Source organism: Microcoleus sp. Pol7_A1 (assembly GCF_036701085.1).
Classification (GTDB): Bacteria; Cyanobacteriota; Cyanobacteriia; order Cyanobacteriales; family Microcoleaceae; genus Microcoleus; species Microcoleus asticus.
Map to the genome: position 1 here is coordinate 156925 of NZ_JAUBQD010000003.1, position 17277 is coordinate 174201.

Below are 17277 nucleotides of genomic sequence, written 5' to 3' on the forward strand. Positions count from 1 at the left end.
TCCCTGCCTGAATAATCGGACTCATCGAAAAAACAAATATGAAAACCACGCTGCCCGGTTACAAACTCTTATCGTTGCCCCTTCATGAAGGTGTCAATACAGTTATTTATCGCGGGGTTCGGGAGTCCGAGCCAACTCAGGTTATAATAAAAACCCTCAAAGCCGAGTATCCCACAATAGAAGAAATCGCGCGGTTGAGACATGAATATAAAATCCTCAAAACTCTGGACATAGCCGGGATTGTCAAAGCTTACTCTTTGGAAAAGCATAATAACGGTCTGGCGCTGATATTAGAAGATTTTGGAGGAGACTCCCTGAAAAACCTAATCGCAGCTAAACACCTTGAAATCAGCGAATTTCTGAGTCTGGCTATTCATCTGGCAGAAACTCTAGCTCAACTGCATGAAAATAAGATTATCCATAAAGATATTAAACCGCAGAATATCATTATCAACCCCAAAACAGGTCAAATTAAAATCATCGATTTTAGCATTGCCACGCACCTAGAGCGAGAAAACCAGATTCTCAGCAGTCCCAACTTGCTAGAAGGTACCCTCACCTATATGTCACCAGAGCAAACCGGGCGGATGAATCGCTCAATTGACTACCGCACCGACTTTTACTCATTAGGTGTCACCTTTTATGAAATTCTGACTGGAAAGCTGCCCCATCAAGCCACCGACATTCTAGAATTAATTCACTGCCATATCGCTAAAAGACCCGTGCCACCCCATCAGCAAATCGGTGAGATTCCAGAAGCGATTTCTGACATTGTAATGAAATTATTAGCCAAAACGGCTGAAGACAGATACCAAAGCGCCCTGGGACTAAAAGCTGACCTAGAAATATGCCGTCATCAAATGCAAACGAAGGGGAAAATTGACAACTTTCCCATCGGTAAGAGGGATAAATTTGGACAATTTCTCATCCCGCAAAAGCTCTACGGTCGCGAGCAAGAAGTAGCAACTTTGATGGCAGCCTTTGAGCGAGTCTCCGGCGGAACCAGCGAAATGATGTTAGTGAGCGGTTACTCAGGGATTGGCAAATCTTCCTTAGTGAATGAAGTTCAAAAACCGATTCTCAGGCAGCGCGGCTATGTTATCTCCGGTAAATTTGACCAATTAAAGCGAAATATTCCTTATGCTTCTTTGATTCAAGCTTTTCAGGGCTTGATGGGGCATCTGTTAACAGAAAGTTCGGAAAAACTAGCCATTTGGAAAGAGCAACTCTTAGAAGCTTTAGGCTCAAATGGCCAAGTCATAGTAGATGTCATTCCCGAAGTCGAACTGATTGTCGGCCCTCAAGGAGCTGTTCCGCAATTGGGCCCATCTGAATCCCAGAATCGCTTTAATCGGGTGTTTAAAGAATTCATTCATGTATTTACTAAACCCTCACACCCGCTCGTCGTCTTTTTGGATGACTTACAGTGGGCGGATTCTGCATCGCTCAAGTTGATTCATCTGCTGATTTGTGACCCGGATAGCCAATATTTACTGCTGATGGGAGCCTATCGAGATAACGAAGTTAGTCCGACGCATCCGTTGATGCTGACGTTGGAAGAGATTCAAAAGAATGGGGCGGTTGTAAATAATATCACCCTCCGTCCTTTGGATATTGGCAACGTCAGCTTGCTGGTAGCCGATACCCTGAATGAGTCTTCCGCTCCGAGAAACCGGGTTTCTGAATTGTCCGAGCTACTTTTCAATAAAACCCAGGGCAATCCTTTCTTCTTGACTCAGATGTTCGCTACTCTGCATCAAGAAAAGCTATTGACCTTTGAATTTAGTGCTGGGTGCTGGCAGTGGTCATTAAACCAAATTCAAGCGGTAGGCATCACGGATTATAATGTCGTCGAACTGATTGCCAGAAATATTCAAAAACTCCCGGAGGAGACGCAGGATGTCTTAAAGTTAGCCGCCTGTATTGGAGACAAATTTAATTTAGACGTTCTGGCTATTGTCAATGAAAAATCTCAGTCGGAAACGGCAACTGATTTGTGGGAAGCACTTCAGGCTGGCTTGGTTTTGCCCCTGAGCGAAGCCTACAAAATCCCTCTCGTTTTTACCTCCGATGAAATGAGCAGGGAAGCAGAGGAGAGAATAGCTCCCGATTCTCCTCTGCTATCATGCTCACCTGCCGCTTTTCCTGACAGCCATTACGCGCCTATCGCTTACAAATTTCTCCATGACCGGGTGCAGCAAGCGGCGTATTCTCTTATTCCAGAATCTCAGAAACAACAGACCCACTTGAAAATTGGTGAACTGCTACTGGAGCATACTTCAGCAGAGGAGATTGAAAAAAATATCTTTGAGATTGTTAACCAGCTAAATGTGGGAGTAGAATTCATTACTGAACAAGAAGAAAAATACAAGCTGGCTCAATTAAATTTAATAGCGGGTCGAAAAGCCAAAGCAGCAACAGCTTATGAAGCTGCTGTCACGCTACTAAAAGTAGGGTTAGAACTCTTGGCAAAAAACAGTTGGCAGAGTCACTACGATCTGACACTAACACTCTATGTAGAAGCCGTAGAAGCGGAATATCTTAATACCAATTACGAAAGGTCAGCGGCTCTTGCTGAAGTTGTTCTGCAACAAGCTAGTACCCTGCTCGAAAAAGTGAAAGTATACGAGCTACAAATCCAGTTTTATATGGCTCAAAATCAGATGTTAAAAGCCATTGATACTGGGCTGCAAGTGCTGGATATGCTGGGTGTTTCCTTGTCAAATGACGAAGGTAACGGGGGTTTTCTGGTTGAGTTGCCAGATATCGCAGACTTAGACAATATCCCAGAGATGACAGACCCTTACAAAATAGCGGCTTTAAGTATACTGACTTCTCTTCTTTCTCCTGCTATTACTGCTAATCCCGCAATTTTGCTCCCACTTGCAGTGACTTCGGTTAAAATCTGCATGGAGTATGGCCATTCCCCTATTGCTGCTTTGGTGTATGCTTTTTATAGTGTAATGCTGTGCTCGGCAATAGGAGATATAGATGCCGGATATCAGTCGGGTAACTTGGCCTTAAAGTTGTTGAATAAATTCAATGCCAACTCGCTTAAATGTAAAGTTAATGAATTCTTTTATGGTTTGGTTATACACTGGAAAGAGCCAGCTAAAAAAGCTTTAGTCCCCTTACTGTCAGCGTTTCAAAGTGGACTGGAAACTGGAGATATAGAATATGCCGGTTATTGTGTTACTGTCTATTGTGCGAGCATATTTTTGACCGGGGAGGGATTAGACATTGTAGAAGAGAAACAAGAGCAATATCTTGATTTAGCGCTCAAACTAAAACAAGACTATTCTATTTATTACATCCAGATATTTCACCAATTGACGCTAAATCTTAAAAATGAATCTGAAACCAAATGTCAGTTGATAGGTAAAAGTTTTAATGAAACACAAATCTTGCCTGTTTTTATTGAAACTAACAATAGAACTTTGCTGTTTATTACTTATCTAGCCAAGACAATTCTATTATATCTCTTTAAAGAACCAAAGAATGCCGTTGCCAATGCCAGTTTAGCCGCCGAACACGTATTCAGCGTGTTCGGAATGGTAGTTAGTGCTCCTCACAACTTCTATTATTCCCTCGCTCTACTCGCTGTTTATCCTCAAGCTTCACACGCCGAACAACAACAATACATCAGCTTAGTTGAAGCTAATCAAGAAACAATGCAGAAATGGGCATTTCATGCCCCGTCTAACTTCCAGCATAAGTACGAATTAGTGGAGGCGGAGAAAGCACGGGTATTGGGGAAAATTGGAAAAGCGATGGAGTATTATGACGCTAGCATTCTAGGAGCCAGAGAACAGGGATACATTCAGGAAGAAGCCCTAGCTAATGAACGGGCCGCCGAGTTTTATTTCTCTCGCGGCCGGGAGAAGATAGCGGAGATTTATTTGACGGATGCTTACTATGGCTATATTCGCTGGGGAGCGAAGGCCAAAGTGAAAGATTTATCAGAAGAATATCCTGAATTCTTCTCGCGAATACTGACCGCAGAAGTCTCCAGCCTTGACGTATCGCGGACGACCAGCTCGACGAATACGGGGAGTTTTGCAGCACTGGATTTCGCCTCTGTGATGAAATCTTCTCAAGCTATTTCTGGCGAAATTGTTCTGGAAAGTCTGCTTTCTAAGTTATTGAAAATTGCGATCGAGAATGCTGGGGCTGAAAAAAGCTACTTCATTTTAGAAAAAGATGGTCAACTGGTGGTAGAAGGGACGGCAACCATAGATAATGAGGAGGTCGTAGTCCTGCAATCCACACCTATAGAAACTACTCAGAAATTGCCGTTTTCTCTCCTCAATTATGTTGCTAGAACTCAGAAAAATGTGGTTTTAAATGATGCAAGTCGAGAGGGACTTTTTACCAGGGATAGCTATATCATCAACGCCCAACCGAAGTCAGTTTTATGTATGCCGCTTGTCCATAAAGGAAAGCTCATTGGTCTGCTTTACTTGGAAAATAATCTGACAAGGAGCGCGTTTACTCCCGATCGCCTGGAAGTTTTAACCGTGCTCTGTTCTCAAGCGGCGATTTCCCTGGAAAATGCCCGACTCTATGCCAATTTATCTGAGGCGACTGACAACCTGAAACAAGCCAATGAGCAATTAGAAGATTACAGCCGGACTTTAGAACATAAAGTGGAAGAGAGGACGCAGGAATTAAAGGAAAAAAATCTGCTCCTGAGCCAGGAAATTCGCGATCGCGTGCAGATAGAGCAAGCTCTGCGACTATCAGAAGCGCAATTAAAAAAACAGGCCGAACAACTAGAGCTTTCTTTCCAAGAACTCAAGCGCACCCAGACCCAGCTAATTCAGACTGAGAAAATGTCCTCCCTCGGACATATGGTGGCAGGGGTTGCCCACGAAATCAATAACCCGATTAACTTCATATATGGCAACCTGACTCACGTCAGGACTTACAGTGAAGACATACTAGGACTGGTGAAACTCTATCAAGAACAATACCCCCATCCCACAGCAGCGATTGTTGAGGATATCGAGGCAATCGAATTAGAGTTCTTGATGGAAGACTTGCCCAAAGTGCTGGATTCGATGAAAGTGGGGGCAGACCGAATTCGCGAAATTGTCCTCTCCCTGCGAAACTTCTCGCGGCTGGATGAAGCGGAAATGAAAGAGGTCGATATTCATGAGGGCATCGATAACACCCTACTGATTTTGCAGCACCGACTGCAAGCTAAACTAGACCAGCCTGCTATTCAAATCATTAAAGAGTACGGCCCGCTGCCGCTGGTGGAGTGCTATGCGGGCCAACTGAACCAGGTGTTTGTAAATTTACTGGCGAATGCGATTGACACTCTCCATGACCAAAGGGGGCCGCGCACGATCGCGATTCGCACCTCCGTGGGGTATGCGGAAGAAGAAAAATCCCCGATTTCCAATCCCCCCCTTGCGGAAAGCTCTACATTTTCTTCGGCTGAGGTGGATTCCCACAACCTCGCCCCGACCAGGAAAGCTCCCCAATTTGTTGTGATTCGCATTTGCGACAATGGCCCCGGTATGACAGAGGAAGTGAACCGGCGGCTGTTCGACCCGTTCTTCACGACGAAACCCGTAGGGAAGGGCACGGGTCTGGGGCTGTCAATCAGCTACCAGATTGTGGTAGAAAAACACCGCGGACAGTTGAAGTGTGTTTCTTATCCCGGTCAGGGGGCAGAGTTCATCATTCAGATTCCTATTCGACAGGCCTATCAAAAATTGACTTTGCCAAGCCAAACCTGATTGAGTAATTGTTATTGGTATTTCCAGGGATTCGATGGCGGGGATTGTGTCGGGATTTGTGCGATCGCAGAAGCCTGAAACAAGCTTGCCTTAGCGCTTAACAGCAAGACTGAAACGACAAGGGCGATGATCGAGAAGCGGAGAACGATCGAGCGCTCGCGGAACCATGATTGCAGCCTTCGATATCTCACAACAAATCCCCTCTGATTGTTCGCAGCCTAAATTTCCGGCATTTCGTATCTGAAAAGTAAAAAAAAGATGCTTCAAATTGGCGGACGATTTGATCGTGTTTTACCAGGCAGTTCTAAAACTTTCCTCTCTCTACAGGATTAAGTTTAAGGATAGAATGCGATGCCTTCAGCACACGGGAACGTGTGCGCGAAATTAGATTTCAAACTGGGAATCTAGCAGTCACACTTCACTCTCCAAGCATTGGTCGTACCTGCAATCTCTAGAAGTTCCAATTAGAACCTCCAATGATTACCCTTTATTTGAGTACAACCTGTAGCTTATGTCGCATACATAGCGGTCTAACGGCAAAACGCAGCGGCGGCAGATAATCTCGAATTCAGCACCAGCGGCTTTCAAGCATCCACTGCATTTGAATTGTTGAGCTGCCTTATAGATACTAACTACCTAATTCTAGTGCGATTGTCATCTTCAAAACTCATAGCTGCGTACTCTTCTTCTGAGCATACTGTTATATCAAGCTGTGAGGCTTGCTTTTCAAACACTTGACTGATGCTATCTAATGTTGACGAAATCAATTCTTGGTCTGCCCCGACTGTATACACGACGATGAGATCGATATCGTTGTAAAGTTCTCGCCTCAAATACGAACCAAATATATACACTTGAAAGCTTGAGGGGACTGAGGCTTTACTAAGGATAGATTTTAAAAAGCTAAGACGACTAGATCTCTGATCTGTTAGGAGATAGTTTAGAAACTCATCACAATCTTTGCGGATGGCACCCATGAAAGTCCTAAGCGTAAATAAGCCAATCTTATGATCAATGCAGAGGGCTTTAGCTTCTCGTGTATACGTACCATAAGGGTTAGAGCAAATGATTGCATCAACCGCTGGGTCAATCGCCATGACTCGTTCAAACGTGTATTCAGTGAAGAAATAAGTATCTGTCGCAAAAACTCGAAGGCTGCGTCCATCCTTAAGTTCAACATCAAACATTCCTATGTTGAGCTTCTCCATTCGAGTAATAAAAGAATGGGTTGCCAAAAAATCTTCGATGTATTTTGATACAGTCGCTTTTCTAAATTCAATTTCTTCTCCGGATCTATTCTCTCTGCTTTCTACAGGCAGACCAAGGCTCTGTTTGATGAACTCATCAAATTCTTTTGGAAATAGCTTGTAGTCGTTAACCTTTTTCTCTAATAGGCAGTTATCACGAAAAGAATCGGCATGAAGTTTATAGCCCATCATTTGTATATAAACTTCCCACGGGAAAGGAAAATTTCTTTTGTTAGCCTCAATTAGTCCAACGATTATTTGGTTATTTGGAATAATTGTGTCTAGGCATCGTCGTCGCCAGATAGTTAGCGCATCCCCAGAACTGCCCTGCAATGCCTGCTTCGAGAAAGGACCATATTCTTCAAAAATAACTCTGTTCTCGGCCAAAAGCTCATTGACTTGCTCAAGTAGTTCTCTTTCATTGCGAATTTGAGGAAAATCAAAGAGTGAATTTATCTTCTTCTCGTGATCGGCCTTCCATGCCTGCATTCGCTCAACAGAAAATTTATTCTCTAGCTCATCAACAATCTTGTGGCATTCTAGACAAAGCATTATCAAATTAGCTATGCCATCTCTATCAATGTAGTCGGCTAGTTCATGCTCGCTTCGAGGACCGCTCTTACCATGACCGATGATGTGAGCTACATTTGCAAGGCTGACCACATCATCCTCGACTCCAGCGAAGAGGTATTTATTGCAACTCGGATTTTGACAGAAGCCACCACACTGGGCCCACAGTTTACGAGCAATATTTGTTGCGATGTTTTTGCGGCTCATGGTTCAATATAGCTCAGATTACAACCCTAACCAACCTTGCAAAGATTGCTCAAGTTGTTTGGCATCAATATCCATTAACTGACCAATCACTTTTATCACTAAACTTTCATGCACTGTGTAAATGCCTCTTTTGACCGCAGTAGCTACATTTAAACCCGCTCCTGCCCAGTCAGACAGCATAAATTCTCCTTCCAGCAATGAACTTGTTTTGCTTGTTAAAGGGGTAATCATAATGTCTTGAGACGGGTGCGATGTACTCACAACAACAGCAGGTCTTACCTTTGAACTCGACAAATCAGAGAAGGGATAGTGCACCAAAATAACGTCATGCTTGGAGTAGCTGGGCATATACATCATCCTCAGGATTGTCCCAAACTGCATTGAGCGATGTTTGGCTGGTTTGTAACCAGAACTCAGTTTCGTCGTCAGGTAAAAGTGTTACCAACACCCTCCTCCCTTCTGGTAGCTCTGCTGATTCCAACAGCTCAATTTTGCCCTGTCGAACCGTGGCCCCAATCGTTTTTAACATATCTGTTGTATGAAACCATACCTTGATTTTATGTCGTAATTGTGGTCTGTACGATTGCCTCACCGACACCTCAAAGCAATGCTATACCGGCAACCTTACAGGTAGATTAATCTCCAACACCAACATATAGCCTTGCTGTACCTTCCCCACCCAGAGATAGAGCAGTGCAACTATGTAGTTAACGTCAGATGTGCTGGATAACACCTTGACCTTACAGGATGATCCGTCAGAGCTGCTGGATAACACCCTAATTTTAAGGGATTAAACAGAAACTTTGCAGGTTAAGTCCGGGATCTTGGGTGTTATCCCTCACTTTTGCTGGATGCCACCCCCTATATCGGTCTTATCCAACATTAACCGTCGTAACCTACCGCTCCGATTCGGCTTTGCCACTCGCTGGAGGCAGAGCCTTCGCGGAGCATACCAGGGCGGAGCAGGAACGAGTGCGATCGCAATTAACTAGCTATCGAAAAAAGTAAACCTTGAGACTTAACATCTGCAGTTAGAGTTTCTTGAAGTATCTGGCAACTGGGAATAGCTCGAAGCCCACCTTTTCATAGGTGTGACGGGCTATTTCATGACCGGGATCGCCCCCAGTCTCAACCATAGCAATAGACATCCCCGCATCTTTCATCCAACAGGGAGCGAATTCTATCAAAGCCCTACCAATGCCGCGGCCTTGAAAGTCTGGATCGACAGCAACCATGTAAATTTCACCCATGCTGTCCTCTGAGTGTAGTTTCACCGCTACAAAGCCCACAGTAGAAGTGGCATCGATCGCAACCCATACATTCGTGTCTTCCGCAGCACAGACATCCTCCACAGCTTTTTGCTGGCTCACGCGCCAATGATTGGGATAGAATGCCTGGTACACATCAGCGTTCATCGCCTTCTGAATCGAATCAAAGACCGGAGTCCAGGCCCGAAGCGAAAGACGAATAACAGCATCAAGGTGGCGAGGGTCGTAGGGTTCAATTTGCATTTCCACATCAACTCGTGTTAACTCTGAAAGCTGGTGTTGCTGAATAGAGCTATGAATTCAAGATTTCCCAATTGCTATAAGCCAAGTATCGTGAGTTTTGTAACTTCAAGGGAAAAGGTGATTCATACCGTGAATCAGCAATACCCAAAGTTTTATCATAGCTCAGTCGGCTGCAAGTGCTGTGTGCGCTCAAAAGTGGGGCTAAAAATGTCACTAAATCTAACTATCTGCACGCTTATAATTCATCACCAAATCCAACCGGGATAAAGAACTTGTCGCTGATTCCCGCACATAAGAATCCACGGCTTCATCATTCGCAAATGTGGTCAGAACTTCTACACAACGTCGATCGCCCACAGAAGCAAGAGCATTCACGATCGCCACTTGTACCGCCACATTATCCGTTGTATTCAGCGACTCCACCAAAATCTCAAAAGCAGAGGAACCCATCTGGCCCAAGGCCATTACAGAAGCAATATTAACCACAGGATTCGGATCGTCGATCGCCTTTTTTAATCCCTGCAAGCCCGCTTCAGGAAACGGCAAATCTGGATAATTAATCGCAATTTGTGCCAATACCTTCGCCGCACTCCCTCGCACAGTCACATTATCACTGTTTAACAATGCCTCAACCACCGATGGTACGGCATCTTCACCAATCACGCCCAAGGCTTTTACCGCCGCCCGACGATAGGTGACATCTTCTTCATCTAAAATGCCCACCAGTCGAGAAATTGTATTTTCATCGCGGGAATCGGCAATTTCAAACATTGCCCGATCGCGCAGATGAGGATTCGGGTGTTTTAGTTGTTCAAACAAAGCATCTGTGGTCATGGTTTTTGTGGTTTTAGGTGTTGTAATTTAATTAAGCTGAATTAATAGTTTTGGATGCCTAAATTCCAAAGGAACCGGGTTTTTAACTCGAATTAAAGGCTCCAATGCAGGATTTCCCTAAAAAAACCCGGTTTCTGCTTCCAGGACTAATTAAGAGAGTTCGGATGTTACAGAAGTATGAGCATCTACTTTAGCTCGAACTAACCAATCTTGGTCGGCAGCAGCAATTTCATAGCCGCTGACATCACCAAGTTTTTCTAGTGCCATTAATGCAGCATACTTCAAATCCCAGATTTTAGTTTCCAGACAGGCTTTCAATTCTGGAATAGCACGCTGTTCTCCCAGTTCCCCCAGGGCGATCGCCGCCCCTGCACGGGATTTCTGAAACTGGGGTTGGGAATGATGCAAAGCTTCCAATAACAAATCGTAGGCTGGACAATGTTTTAACCAACCAAACAATTTTACCACATGAAAATGCGCTCCATAGTCATTATTTGCTTCTTCAGCAAAGGTCGCAAACAGGGCGGCTGGTGCATCCTCTGAGTAATTTTCAAGTATCGTTTTAGCTGCTAAATAGCAACGTCCAAAATCTGTTTCGTATAATTGGCGAATCAAAAACGGTAAGTCGGGTAATTTTTCATAACTATGCACTAAATCTAAATCCCCTGGATAGTCTCTTAAGGTTTGTTCCAAATGGGGTTTAATGGTAGCAAAGGTCAGGGATTTGTCGGCAATTCCTGCTTCTGCTAACATCCTAATTCCTCTCAGCCGAAAGACTAAAGATACCGGACATCTAGCAATATTTGGAATTGCATCGTAGTAACGCGCATCTATCAAATCCTGAATAGATAATCTGCGCCCAAGGACATTTTTGTGTTGCAACATCGCGACAACTTTTCCCATTTCAGAAAAGTCTCTGGTTAAGCGACAAATTGCGGCGATCGCAGCACTAGCAGTCGGCGGGTCAATATCATCGACAAATCTGCGAATTCTGGCTACGGCTGGCTGATAATCTAATTTAGTTAGGGTGTGAATAATTACCCGGTAGGTTTGTCCCGGTTTATCCAGCAATTGAGCAATTTCTGCTAAAATATCGGGATCTTGAGTGCCAATTTCGCCGATCGCCCAAACGGCATTTTCCACCGTGTAGCAGTCATCATCCGCCAGACAAGTGCGAATCACCGGCAATGCTTGCACAGCTTGCAGTCTTCCCAAAGTTTCCACCGATTTGCGGCGCACAATCCGGTTTTCCAGCACCGGATCGGTTTGTTGTACTGCTCGCATCAGTGCTGCGATCGATCGATCTGTTGAGAAATTGATCAAGTGGGAAGCAGCTATGTAGCGGGAATCCTCTTCACCGATTTCAGCTTGGGGCGTATCTAAAAGGGCGATCGCCTGGTCTTCGGTTAAATTAAAAAAACTAAAAAAGCGTTTATCCATAAAATTAGCAGTCTGCAATAACTATAATATGATATGCCTATTAAAACACAATAACAAGCCTAAGAATTCTTTACCCTTACCTCACCAAAATCGGTAAAGCAACGAGCCAAGAGTTCCTAGACTTGTCGGGTAGAAACTACCCAGTCACGACATTACAAACCTGTCAGTTAATTAGGACAGGGAGTTGATCGCGTAGTCAAGAAGAGCATTGTACTCAGTCAAAGCTTGAGCAGACAAATCGCGAGGAGCGCAACCGCGGTTACGAGCAAAGCTCAATGCTTCAACGTAAGGAGCAGTAGGCAAGCCCAAAGCGCGGTAAACTTCGCGTTGACCAGCAATACCCCATTCGTCCAGAGGGCCTGTGCCGCCAACAACTAAGCTGTATTGGATCAAGCGCAGGTAGTGCTTGATGTCACGATGGCATTTTGCTTTGAAAGTATCGGTGGAGTTAGCTTGACCGGATTCGTTCAAGTAAGGATACTTTTTGATGCAAGCATCATAAGCTTCTTTAGCAACTGCGTCGAGGTTGCTGCCTAGTTTTTCTGCAGCTTCTAAACGAGCAGCAGAGCGTTGGATAGAACCTTGAACTGATTCTAAATCTGAGGTGCTAGGGAAGCGGCCTGCTGCATCAGCAGAGGCAATAGCGGTGGTGAGAACTGATTTCATTTCCTAAAACTCCTAAAGTGATTTTGACGACAGTGAGCGTAGTTTCAATTTTGCTGAGCGAATTGCGATTAGCAACTGACTAGCTCAGTGCAGAAATGATGCGATCGAAGTAGCTGGAAGCTTCAGCAACGAGGCTAGCACAACGATCTTCTACTACAGGGCTGCCCATTTTGCGGAGCTTAGCACCAGCAAATTTTTCGCTAGGATTGTCTTGGATGTGAGCAGCGGCTTGAGCCTTCATGATTTGAACGGCACGCACGGTGGAGGTGGTGGGAACGCCCAAAGCTGCGTAGGTTTCTTTCAAACCATTCAAGCAACGGTCATCAAGAACTGAAGCATCACCAGCCAACAAAGCGTAGGTGACATAGCGCAGAATGATTTCTGCATCGCGCAAGCAAGCAGCCATGCGGCGGTTAGGATAGCAGTTACCACCAGCTTGAATCAAGCCTTGGTTTTCGCAGATCATACCGGCAACAGCATCAGAAACCATGCAGCTAGCGTTGCTGGCGATCGCGTTTACAGCATCCAAGCGTCGGTTGCCGTTGGCAATGAAATCTCTGAGGGCAGCAATATCACCGACGGTGGAGGTGCTGGCATCGGCTGAAAGTACAGCTCTTGAAAAAGCGTCAAGCATTGAGTTCTCCTTAACTTAGAAAAATTATTTCTGAATCAGAGTTGGTCAACTTGGTGACTAACTTGATGGTTTTGAATATATCTCTGGGGTGTTGCCTCTGTCTCTTTCCTGAGAAACAAAGTAACAATTTGTTACTTTTGTGGCTAAAAGCACTTTTTTTCGTGGACAGGGGCGCAAAAAGTGGAGTTCTGAAGACAAGAATATTTTTGCTCTTGCCCCTGTACAATGTTTTCCATGAACAATATTAAGCAGTTTGTTGAAAATTCTCTAGGACGGTGGCGATCGCAGCGCAGCGCCCATCATTTGACTTTCAGACACTTTGAAGCTGTGCAGTCAGTCATTGATATCGCTGCTATCTCACCGGACGATCGGGCAGTAATGGAACTCTGCCAATTGTATAACGTTGACCCATCCCAAGCAGTAATGCCTTTTCAAATGAGTTGGGAGGGTGAGTCAGATTGGGATGAGAATTCTGAGGTTAAGGGGAGTTGTATTCTTGTACCAATCCCCGATCCAAATGTGCCTAATCGCGGTAAGTTATTACGAGATCAAGGTTATGCTGAAACTATTGCCGCAGCAGGTGACTTTCACATCACAGAGGATGGAACTTTTGTGCTGTTGACTAGCTACGAACACGCCGCAGCGGAAGAAAAAATCTGGTTTGCTAATCCTAATTTACGGTTTCGTGTTTCCCTAATTAAAACCAGTGGAGGAAGTGGGGTAGTAACGGCATCATTTTCCTCAGAGATTCGTTCGCTGTCAGGGAATTAGTGAATTGCTAATTGCTATCAAAATTTATTTTACCTTCTTCTTAGCTTATGAATTCTGTTAAAAGCAATGATTTAATCACTTTAGCTCAGTGGATGGCTGGGGATTTTAGTAACTATCAACAATCCTTTGATAACCCACAACAATTTGCCCATATTCGGATATTTTTTCGTCCCTTACCCTTTGAATTTTTCAATGCCATTGGCTTTTACTCTGAACAGGTTTACGATCACGATCTGTGGACTCCCTATCGTCAGGGAGTTCATCGCTTAATTGACCAGGGAGATCAGATTTATATTGAAAATTATAGCCTCGAAGACCCAATACAGTACGCCGGAGCTGCACGAGAATTAAGCATTCTCAAAACTATTAAACCAGATGGTCTGCAACGACGCTATCACTGTTCCATGATTTTTAAACGAGACGGCGAAATGTTTCGAGGCAGTGTCGAACCTGGAAACCTTTGTCTCATCGAAAAAAGAGGTTGTTCAACCTACCTAGTTAGTGATGTGGAAATTACAGAAACAACTTGGAGTAGCCTCGATCAAGGTCTGGATGTGAATACCCATCAACAGGTTTGGGGTTCGGCTTTTGGCTCTCTACAGTTTGAAAAGCGTCAAAGTTTTGCCACTGAGTTACCTCACATCTTATAACTTATCGGCTTAATAATTTCAAGTCACATTCATCATGTATTACAAAAATAAAATGTACTACATCGTATTTCTAGCAATAAGAGACTCCGAGCAATATCTCAACCTCTTTATGTAGTACAAATAAGCTCCTAATTTAGGCTTAATGTTAAGTTATGCAAAGTTTTCTAATATAACGTCTAAGTATGGTAGCTTCTCATTTAATACATTTGTGGAGATTTTATCAATGGTTTTTGGACCTGCATCTCGACTTGGAGTCAGTTTATTTGAAGAAACACCCTGTTTAGAACTGATGCCAGGACGTTCAGAAGAAGAAGTAGAAACCATTATTCGTGCCGTTTATCGGCAAGTTTTGGGAAATGCTTACGTCATGGAAAGTGAACGAGCGACGATTCCTGAATCCCAATTCAAAAGTGGTGAATTCAGTGTGCGCGAATTTGTCCGCGCTCTGGCAAAATCAGACGCTTACCGCTCTCGCTTTTTCGATACTTGTCCTCGCTATCGGTTTATTGAACTCAATTTCAAACATCTTCTAGGTCGGGCTCCTGATGGCTTAGAAGAAATGAGAGAACATAGCACCATTTTAGATACGGAAGGCTTCGAGGCAGAAATTGATTCTTACCTCGACAGTGATGAATACCAAAATGCCTACGGGGAAAATATCGTTCCCTATTACCGAGGCTACAAAACCCAGCCAGGACAAAATATGGTTGGGTTTACTCATATGTTTGCTCTCTTGCGGGGAGCTTCCAGTAGCGACCTCAAGGGCAGTATTTCTGGAAAAACCCCTGTTCTGAATAAATTCGTGATTCAGCAAACCCCCCTACCAATAGTTCCCCCTTCAGGTGGTGCAGTTGGAGATGGTTGGGCATTCCAAGAGTCTGGTATCAATTCACGTACTCGTGCTGGATTAGGCGCCTCCACAGAAGGCAAAGTTTATCGCATTACTGTGACTGGATATCGTTCTTCAGCAAGGACTGTGATGAACCGAGTCTCTAAATTTCGCTCTAGCAATCAAGCCTATCTCGTACCATTTGATAGGCTCTCGCAAGAATATCAACGCATCCACAAACAAGGCGGCGTAATTTCCAGCATCACTGCTGTCAACTAACAACCGCTCAAACTTCTGCCTTAACGACTTGGGGAATTATCTCCCTAAGCGTGTTTTTCACAATCCCTAATTCCCTGTTTTTAAGCGTTGTTTATTCTTAGGAGAAACTCAATGAGTGTCGTTTTAGATGCGCCAGTAGAACTTTGGGCTACGAGCAGCTCCGATGATAAACAGGCGGTAATTCGCGCTGTTTACAAGCAAGTATTGGGCAATCCCCATGTCATGGAAAGTGAACGCTTGACGATTGCAGAATCCAAGTTGTGCGATGGCACGATAACGGTACGAGAATTTGTCCGCGCTGTGGCTAAATCTGACTTTTATCGCAGTCGGTATTTTGAATCCTGCGCTCCTTACCGCTTTGTCGAGCTAAACTTCAAACATTTGTTGGGTCGCGCTCCTTTAGCTCAAGAGGAACTTTCTGAGCATATTTGCCGGTCTACCCAAGAAGGCTACGAGGCAGAAATTGATTCTTATCTCGATAGTCCAGAATATCAGGAAAAATTTGGCGAGAATACAGTTCCTTATTATCAAGGAGCAAAAAGTCAAGTCGGACAAAAGCAAGTCGGCTATAATCGCACCCTTTCCCTGTATCAAGGTTATGCAGGAGTTGATAGTGCTTTTACCGCTTCTCGCTTAGTAGATTTTGTGGCTGGCAATAGCGGTAACAAGATTACTTTACCAACAACAGGCGGTCGGATCAGCGCTTACAAAGATGCCACCGAAAAGACCTTCAAGATTTTAGTCAAGGGGTCTAAATTTGATAGTCCTCGCCGAGTAAGTAACACTGAATATCTTGTATCCGGTGCGAAGATGACTCCGCAAATTCAGCGAATTCATCGTGCAGGCGGCAAAATTGTCAGCATCACAGAAGTTGCTTGAAGCCTAAAGTGATTCGCCGGTAGAGAAGTAAAAATTTGCTTCTCTACCCTCTCGGAAACAATCGCGATTTTTATCTTATCACCCTCGCAATTATGAAAGCGATAACCATAGAAACAGATAGTTTTTCTGTGCCTAAATAACAGATGTGTTCGCCTCTGTCAAGCTATTTCAACCAACAGTAACTTTTTTTTACACTCTCAATCAAACTTTAATTAACGTTAGGAAAAAACAATGTCCAGTTTAACAGCCTCTTTCGTCAGTGACCCCGTAGAACTTCGCTCCAATGCAACCGAAGACGATTTACAAGTCGTCATTCGTGCTGCTTACCGACAGGTGTTAGGAAATGCTCACCTGATGGAAAGTCAGCGTCTCACCAGTGCCGAATCTTTGCTTCGCAATGGTGATATTACGGTGCGTGATTTTGTCAGACAAGTGGCAAAGTCCGACCTGTATCAGTCTCTATTTTTTAACACCAATTCTGCCTATCGGTTCATCGAGTTAAACTGCAAGCATTTGCTTGGTCGCGCTCCTTTAGAACAGACGGATATTTCGGAACACGTCCAAATTTGTAACGGTCAAGGCTATGAAGCAGAAATCGATTCTTATATCGATAGTGACGATTACAGCCAGAACTTTGGCGAGAATATTGTGCCTTATCCTCGGAACATTCGCAGCCAAACTGGTATCAAGAATGTCGGGTTTAATCGGATGCTTTCTTTGCTGGGAGGAGCAGCTACTAGCGATAGCAGTAATCAAGCTCAATTAATTGCTACGGTTGCGAGCAACCTGCCTCAGAAAATCAAACTTTCTAGCGTTAGTACCAGTGGAGCCTCTAGCACAACTGGTAAACGTTTTCGGATTACTGCTGCTAAGTCTGGTGGTCCTAAGGTCAGAGTGAGCAATATCAGCTATGAAGTCAGCTATGCTCAAATGTCTAAGCAAATTAAAAATATTCAGAAAATGGGAGGCAAAATTCTCAGTATTACTGAAGTTGGCTAAATTTACCTAGACTT

The 17277-nt window shown here is 44.2% G+C and carries 14 protein-coding genes; 6 read left to right on the forward strand and 8 right to left on the reverse strand.

Annotation, left to right across the window (positions count from 1 at the left end):
• Positions 1-38: 38 nt before the first annotated feature.
• Positions 39-5747, forward strand: coding sequence for an AAA family ATPase (locus QUA20_RS03535; protein ID WP_333185449.1), 5709 nt, complete (start codon positions 39-41; stop codon positions 5745-5747).
• A gap of 11 nt (positions 5748-5758) precedes the next feature.
• Here the strand turns inward: QUA20_RS03535 and QUA20_RS03540 are convergent, their stop codons facing one another.
• The 8 genes from QUA20_RS03540 to cpeB form a co-directional block, all read right to left on the reverse strand.
• Complete coding sequence (locus QUA20_RS03540) at positions 5759-5938, reverse strand: hypothetical protein (protein WP_333185450.1); 180 nt, start codon at positions 5936-5938, stop codon at positions 5759-5761.
• Positions 5939-6379: 441 nt separating this feature from the next.
• Positions 6380-7771, reverse strand: a complete 1392-nt coding sequence (locus QUA20_RS03545) for a hypothetical protein (RefSeq protein ID WP_333185452.1) — start codon at positions 7769-7771, stop codon at positions 6380-6382.
• Between the two features lie 18 nt (positions 7772-7789).
• Positions 7790-8119 (reverse strand): type II toxin-antitoxin system PemK/MazF family toxin, encoded by a 330-nt coding sequence (locus QUA20_RS03550; protein WP_333185454.1) that lies wholly within the window; start codon positions 8117-8119, stop codon positions 7790-7792.
• Positions 8120-8802: 683 nt separating this feature from the next.
• Positions 8803-9282: a GNAT family N-acetyltransferase gene (locus tag QUA20_RS03555; RefSeq protein ID WP_333185456.1), complete on the reverse strand. Its 480-nt coding sequence runs from the start codon at positions 9280-9282 to the stop codon at positions 8803-8805.
• Positions 9283-9501: 219 nt separating this feature from the next.
• On the reverse strand, positions 9502-10116 hold the full coding sequence (locus QUA20_RS03560; RefSeq protein ID WP_172186514.1) for a HEAT repeat domain-containing protein: 615 nt from the start codon (positions 10114-10116) through the stop codon (positions 9502-9504).
• A 150-nt stretch (positions 10117-10266) separates the two neighbouring features.
• The gene (locus QUA20_RS03565) at positions 10267-11556 is read right to left on the reverse strand and encodes a HEAT repeat domain-containing protein (protein ID WP_333185459.1); all 1290 of its coding nucleotides are present in this window, start codon (positions 11554-11556) and stop codon (positions 10267-10269) included.
• Between the two features lie 171 nt (positions 11557-11727).
• Complete coding sequence (locus tag QUA20_RS03570) at positions 11728-12222, reverse strand: bleomycin hydrolase (RefSeq protein ID WP_333185460.1); 495 nt, start codon at positions 12220-12222, stop codon at positions 11728-11730.
• A gap of 79 nt (positions 12223-12301) precedes the next feature.
• Entirely contained in the window at positions 12302-12856 is a 555-nt protein-coding gene (gene cpeB, locus QUA20_RS03575) for a C-phycoerythrin subunit beta (protein WP_333185462.1), read from the reverse strand.
• A 234-nt stretch (positions 12857-13090) separates the two neighbouring features.
• Between cpeB and QUA20_RS03580 the strand changes: the two genes are divergently transcribed.
• The 5 genes from QUA20_RS03580 to QUA20_RS03600 all read left to right on the forward strand — a co-directional run bounded on the left by QUA20_RS03580 (position 13091) and on the right by QUA20_RS03600 (position 17263).
• A complete protein-coding gene (locus QUA20_RS03580) occupies positions 13091-13627 on the forward strand; it encodes a phycobiliprotein lyase (protein ID WP_333185463.1) in 537 nt (178 codons plus the stop codon).
• 47 nt (positions 13628-13674) lie between these two features.
• Positions 13675-14277 carry a chromophore lyase CpcT/CpeT gene (locus QUA20_RS03585; RefSeq protein WP_333185465.1) on the forward strand — a complete coding sequence of 201 codons (603 nt, stop codon included), beginning with the start codon at positions 13675-13677 and terminating at the stop codon, positions 14275-14277.
• Between the two features lie 223 nt (positions 14278-14500).
• On the forward strand, positions 14501-15385 hold the full coding sequence (locus QUA20_RS03590; RefSeq protein WP_333185466.1) for a phycobilisome linker polypeptide: 885 nt from the start codon (positions 14501-14503) through the stop codon (positions 15383-15385).
• Positions 15386-15496: 111 nt separating this feature from the next.
• The gene (locus QUA20_RS03595; RefSeq protein ID WP_333185468.1) at positions 15497-16264 is read left to right on the forward strand and encodes a phycobilisome rod-core linker polypeptide; all 768 of its coding nucleotides are present in this window, start codon (positions 15497-15499) and stop codon (positions 16262-16264) included.
• A 231-nt stretch (positions 16265-16495) separates the two neighbouring features.
• A complete protein-coding gene (locus QUA20_RS03600; RefSeq protein ID WP_333185470.1) occupies positions 16496-17263 on the forward strand; it encodes a phycobilisome rod-core linker polypeptide in 768 nt (255 codons plus the stop codon).
• Positions 17264-17277: the final 14 nt, after the last annotated feature.

What these genes read in the sequence shown, in the direction of transcription:
- QUA20_RS03535 (WP_333185449.1), top strand. Translation starts at nt 39, where the DNA reads ATGAAAACCACGCTGCCCGGTTACAAACTCTTATCGTTGCCCCTTCAT.
- QUA20_RS03545 (WP_333185452.1), bottom strand. Translation starts at nt 7,771, where the DNA reads ATGAGCCGCAAAAACATCGCAACAAATATTGCTCGTAAACTGTGGGCC.
- QUA20_RS03550 (WP_333185454.1), bottom strand. Translation starts at nt 8,119, where the DNA reads ATGCCCAGCTACTCCAAGCATGACGTTATTTTGGTGCACTATCCCTTC.
- QUA20_RS03555 (WP_333185456.1), bottom strand. Translation starts at nt 9,282, where the DNA reads ATGCAAATTGAACCCTACGACCCTCGCCACCTTGATGCTGTTATTCGT.
- QUA20_RS03560 (WP_172186514.1), bottom strand. Translation starts at nt 10,116, where the DNA reads ATGACCACAGATGCTTTGTTTGAACAACTAAAACACCCGAATCCTCAT.
- QUA20_RS03565 (WP_333185459.1), bottom strand. Translation starts at nt 11,556, where the DNA reads ATGGATAAACGCTTTTTTAGTTTTTTTAATTTAACCGAAGACCAGGCG.
- QUA20_RS03570 (WP_333185460.1), bottom strand. Translation starts at nt 12,222, where the DNA reads ATGAAATCAGTTCTCACCACCGCTATTGCCTCTGCTGATGCAGCAGGC.
- cpeB (WP_333185462.1), bottom strand. Translation starts at nt 12,856, where the DNA reads ATGCTTGACGCTTTTTCAAGAGCTGTACTTTCAGCCGATGCCAGCACC.
- QUA20_RS03580 (WP_333185463.1), top strand. Translation starts at nt 13,091, where the DNA reads ATGAACAATATTAAGCAGTTTGTTGAAAATTCTCTAGGACGGTGGCGA.
- QUA20_RS03585 (WP_333185465.1), top strand. Translation starts at nt 13,675, where the DNA reads ATGAATTCTGTTAAAAGCAATGATTTAATCACTTTAGCTCAGTGGATG.
- QUA20_RS03590 (WP_333185466.1), top strand. Translation starts at nt 14,501, where the DNA reads ATGGTTTTTGGACCTGCATCTCGACTTGGAGTCAGTTTATTTGAAGAA.
- QUA20_RS03595 (WP_333185468.1), top strand. Translation starts at nt 15,497, where the DNA reads ATGAGTGTCGTTTTAGATGCGCCAGTAGAACTTTGGGCTACGAGCAGC.
- QUA20_RS03600 (WP_333185470.1), top strand. Translation starts at nt 16,496, where the DNA reads ATGTCCAGTTTAACAGCCTCTTTCGTCAGTGACCCCGTAGAACTTCGC.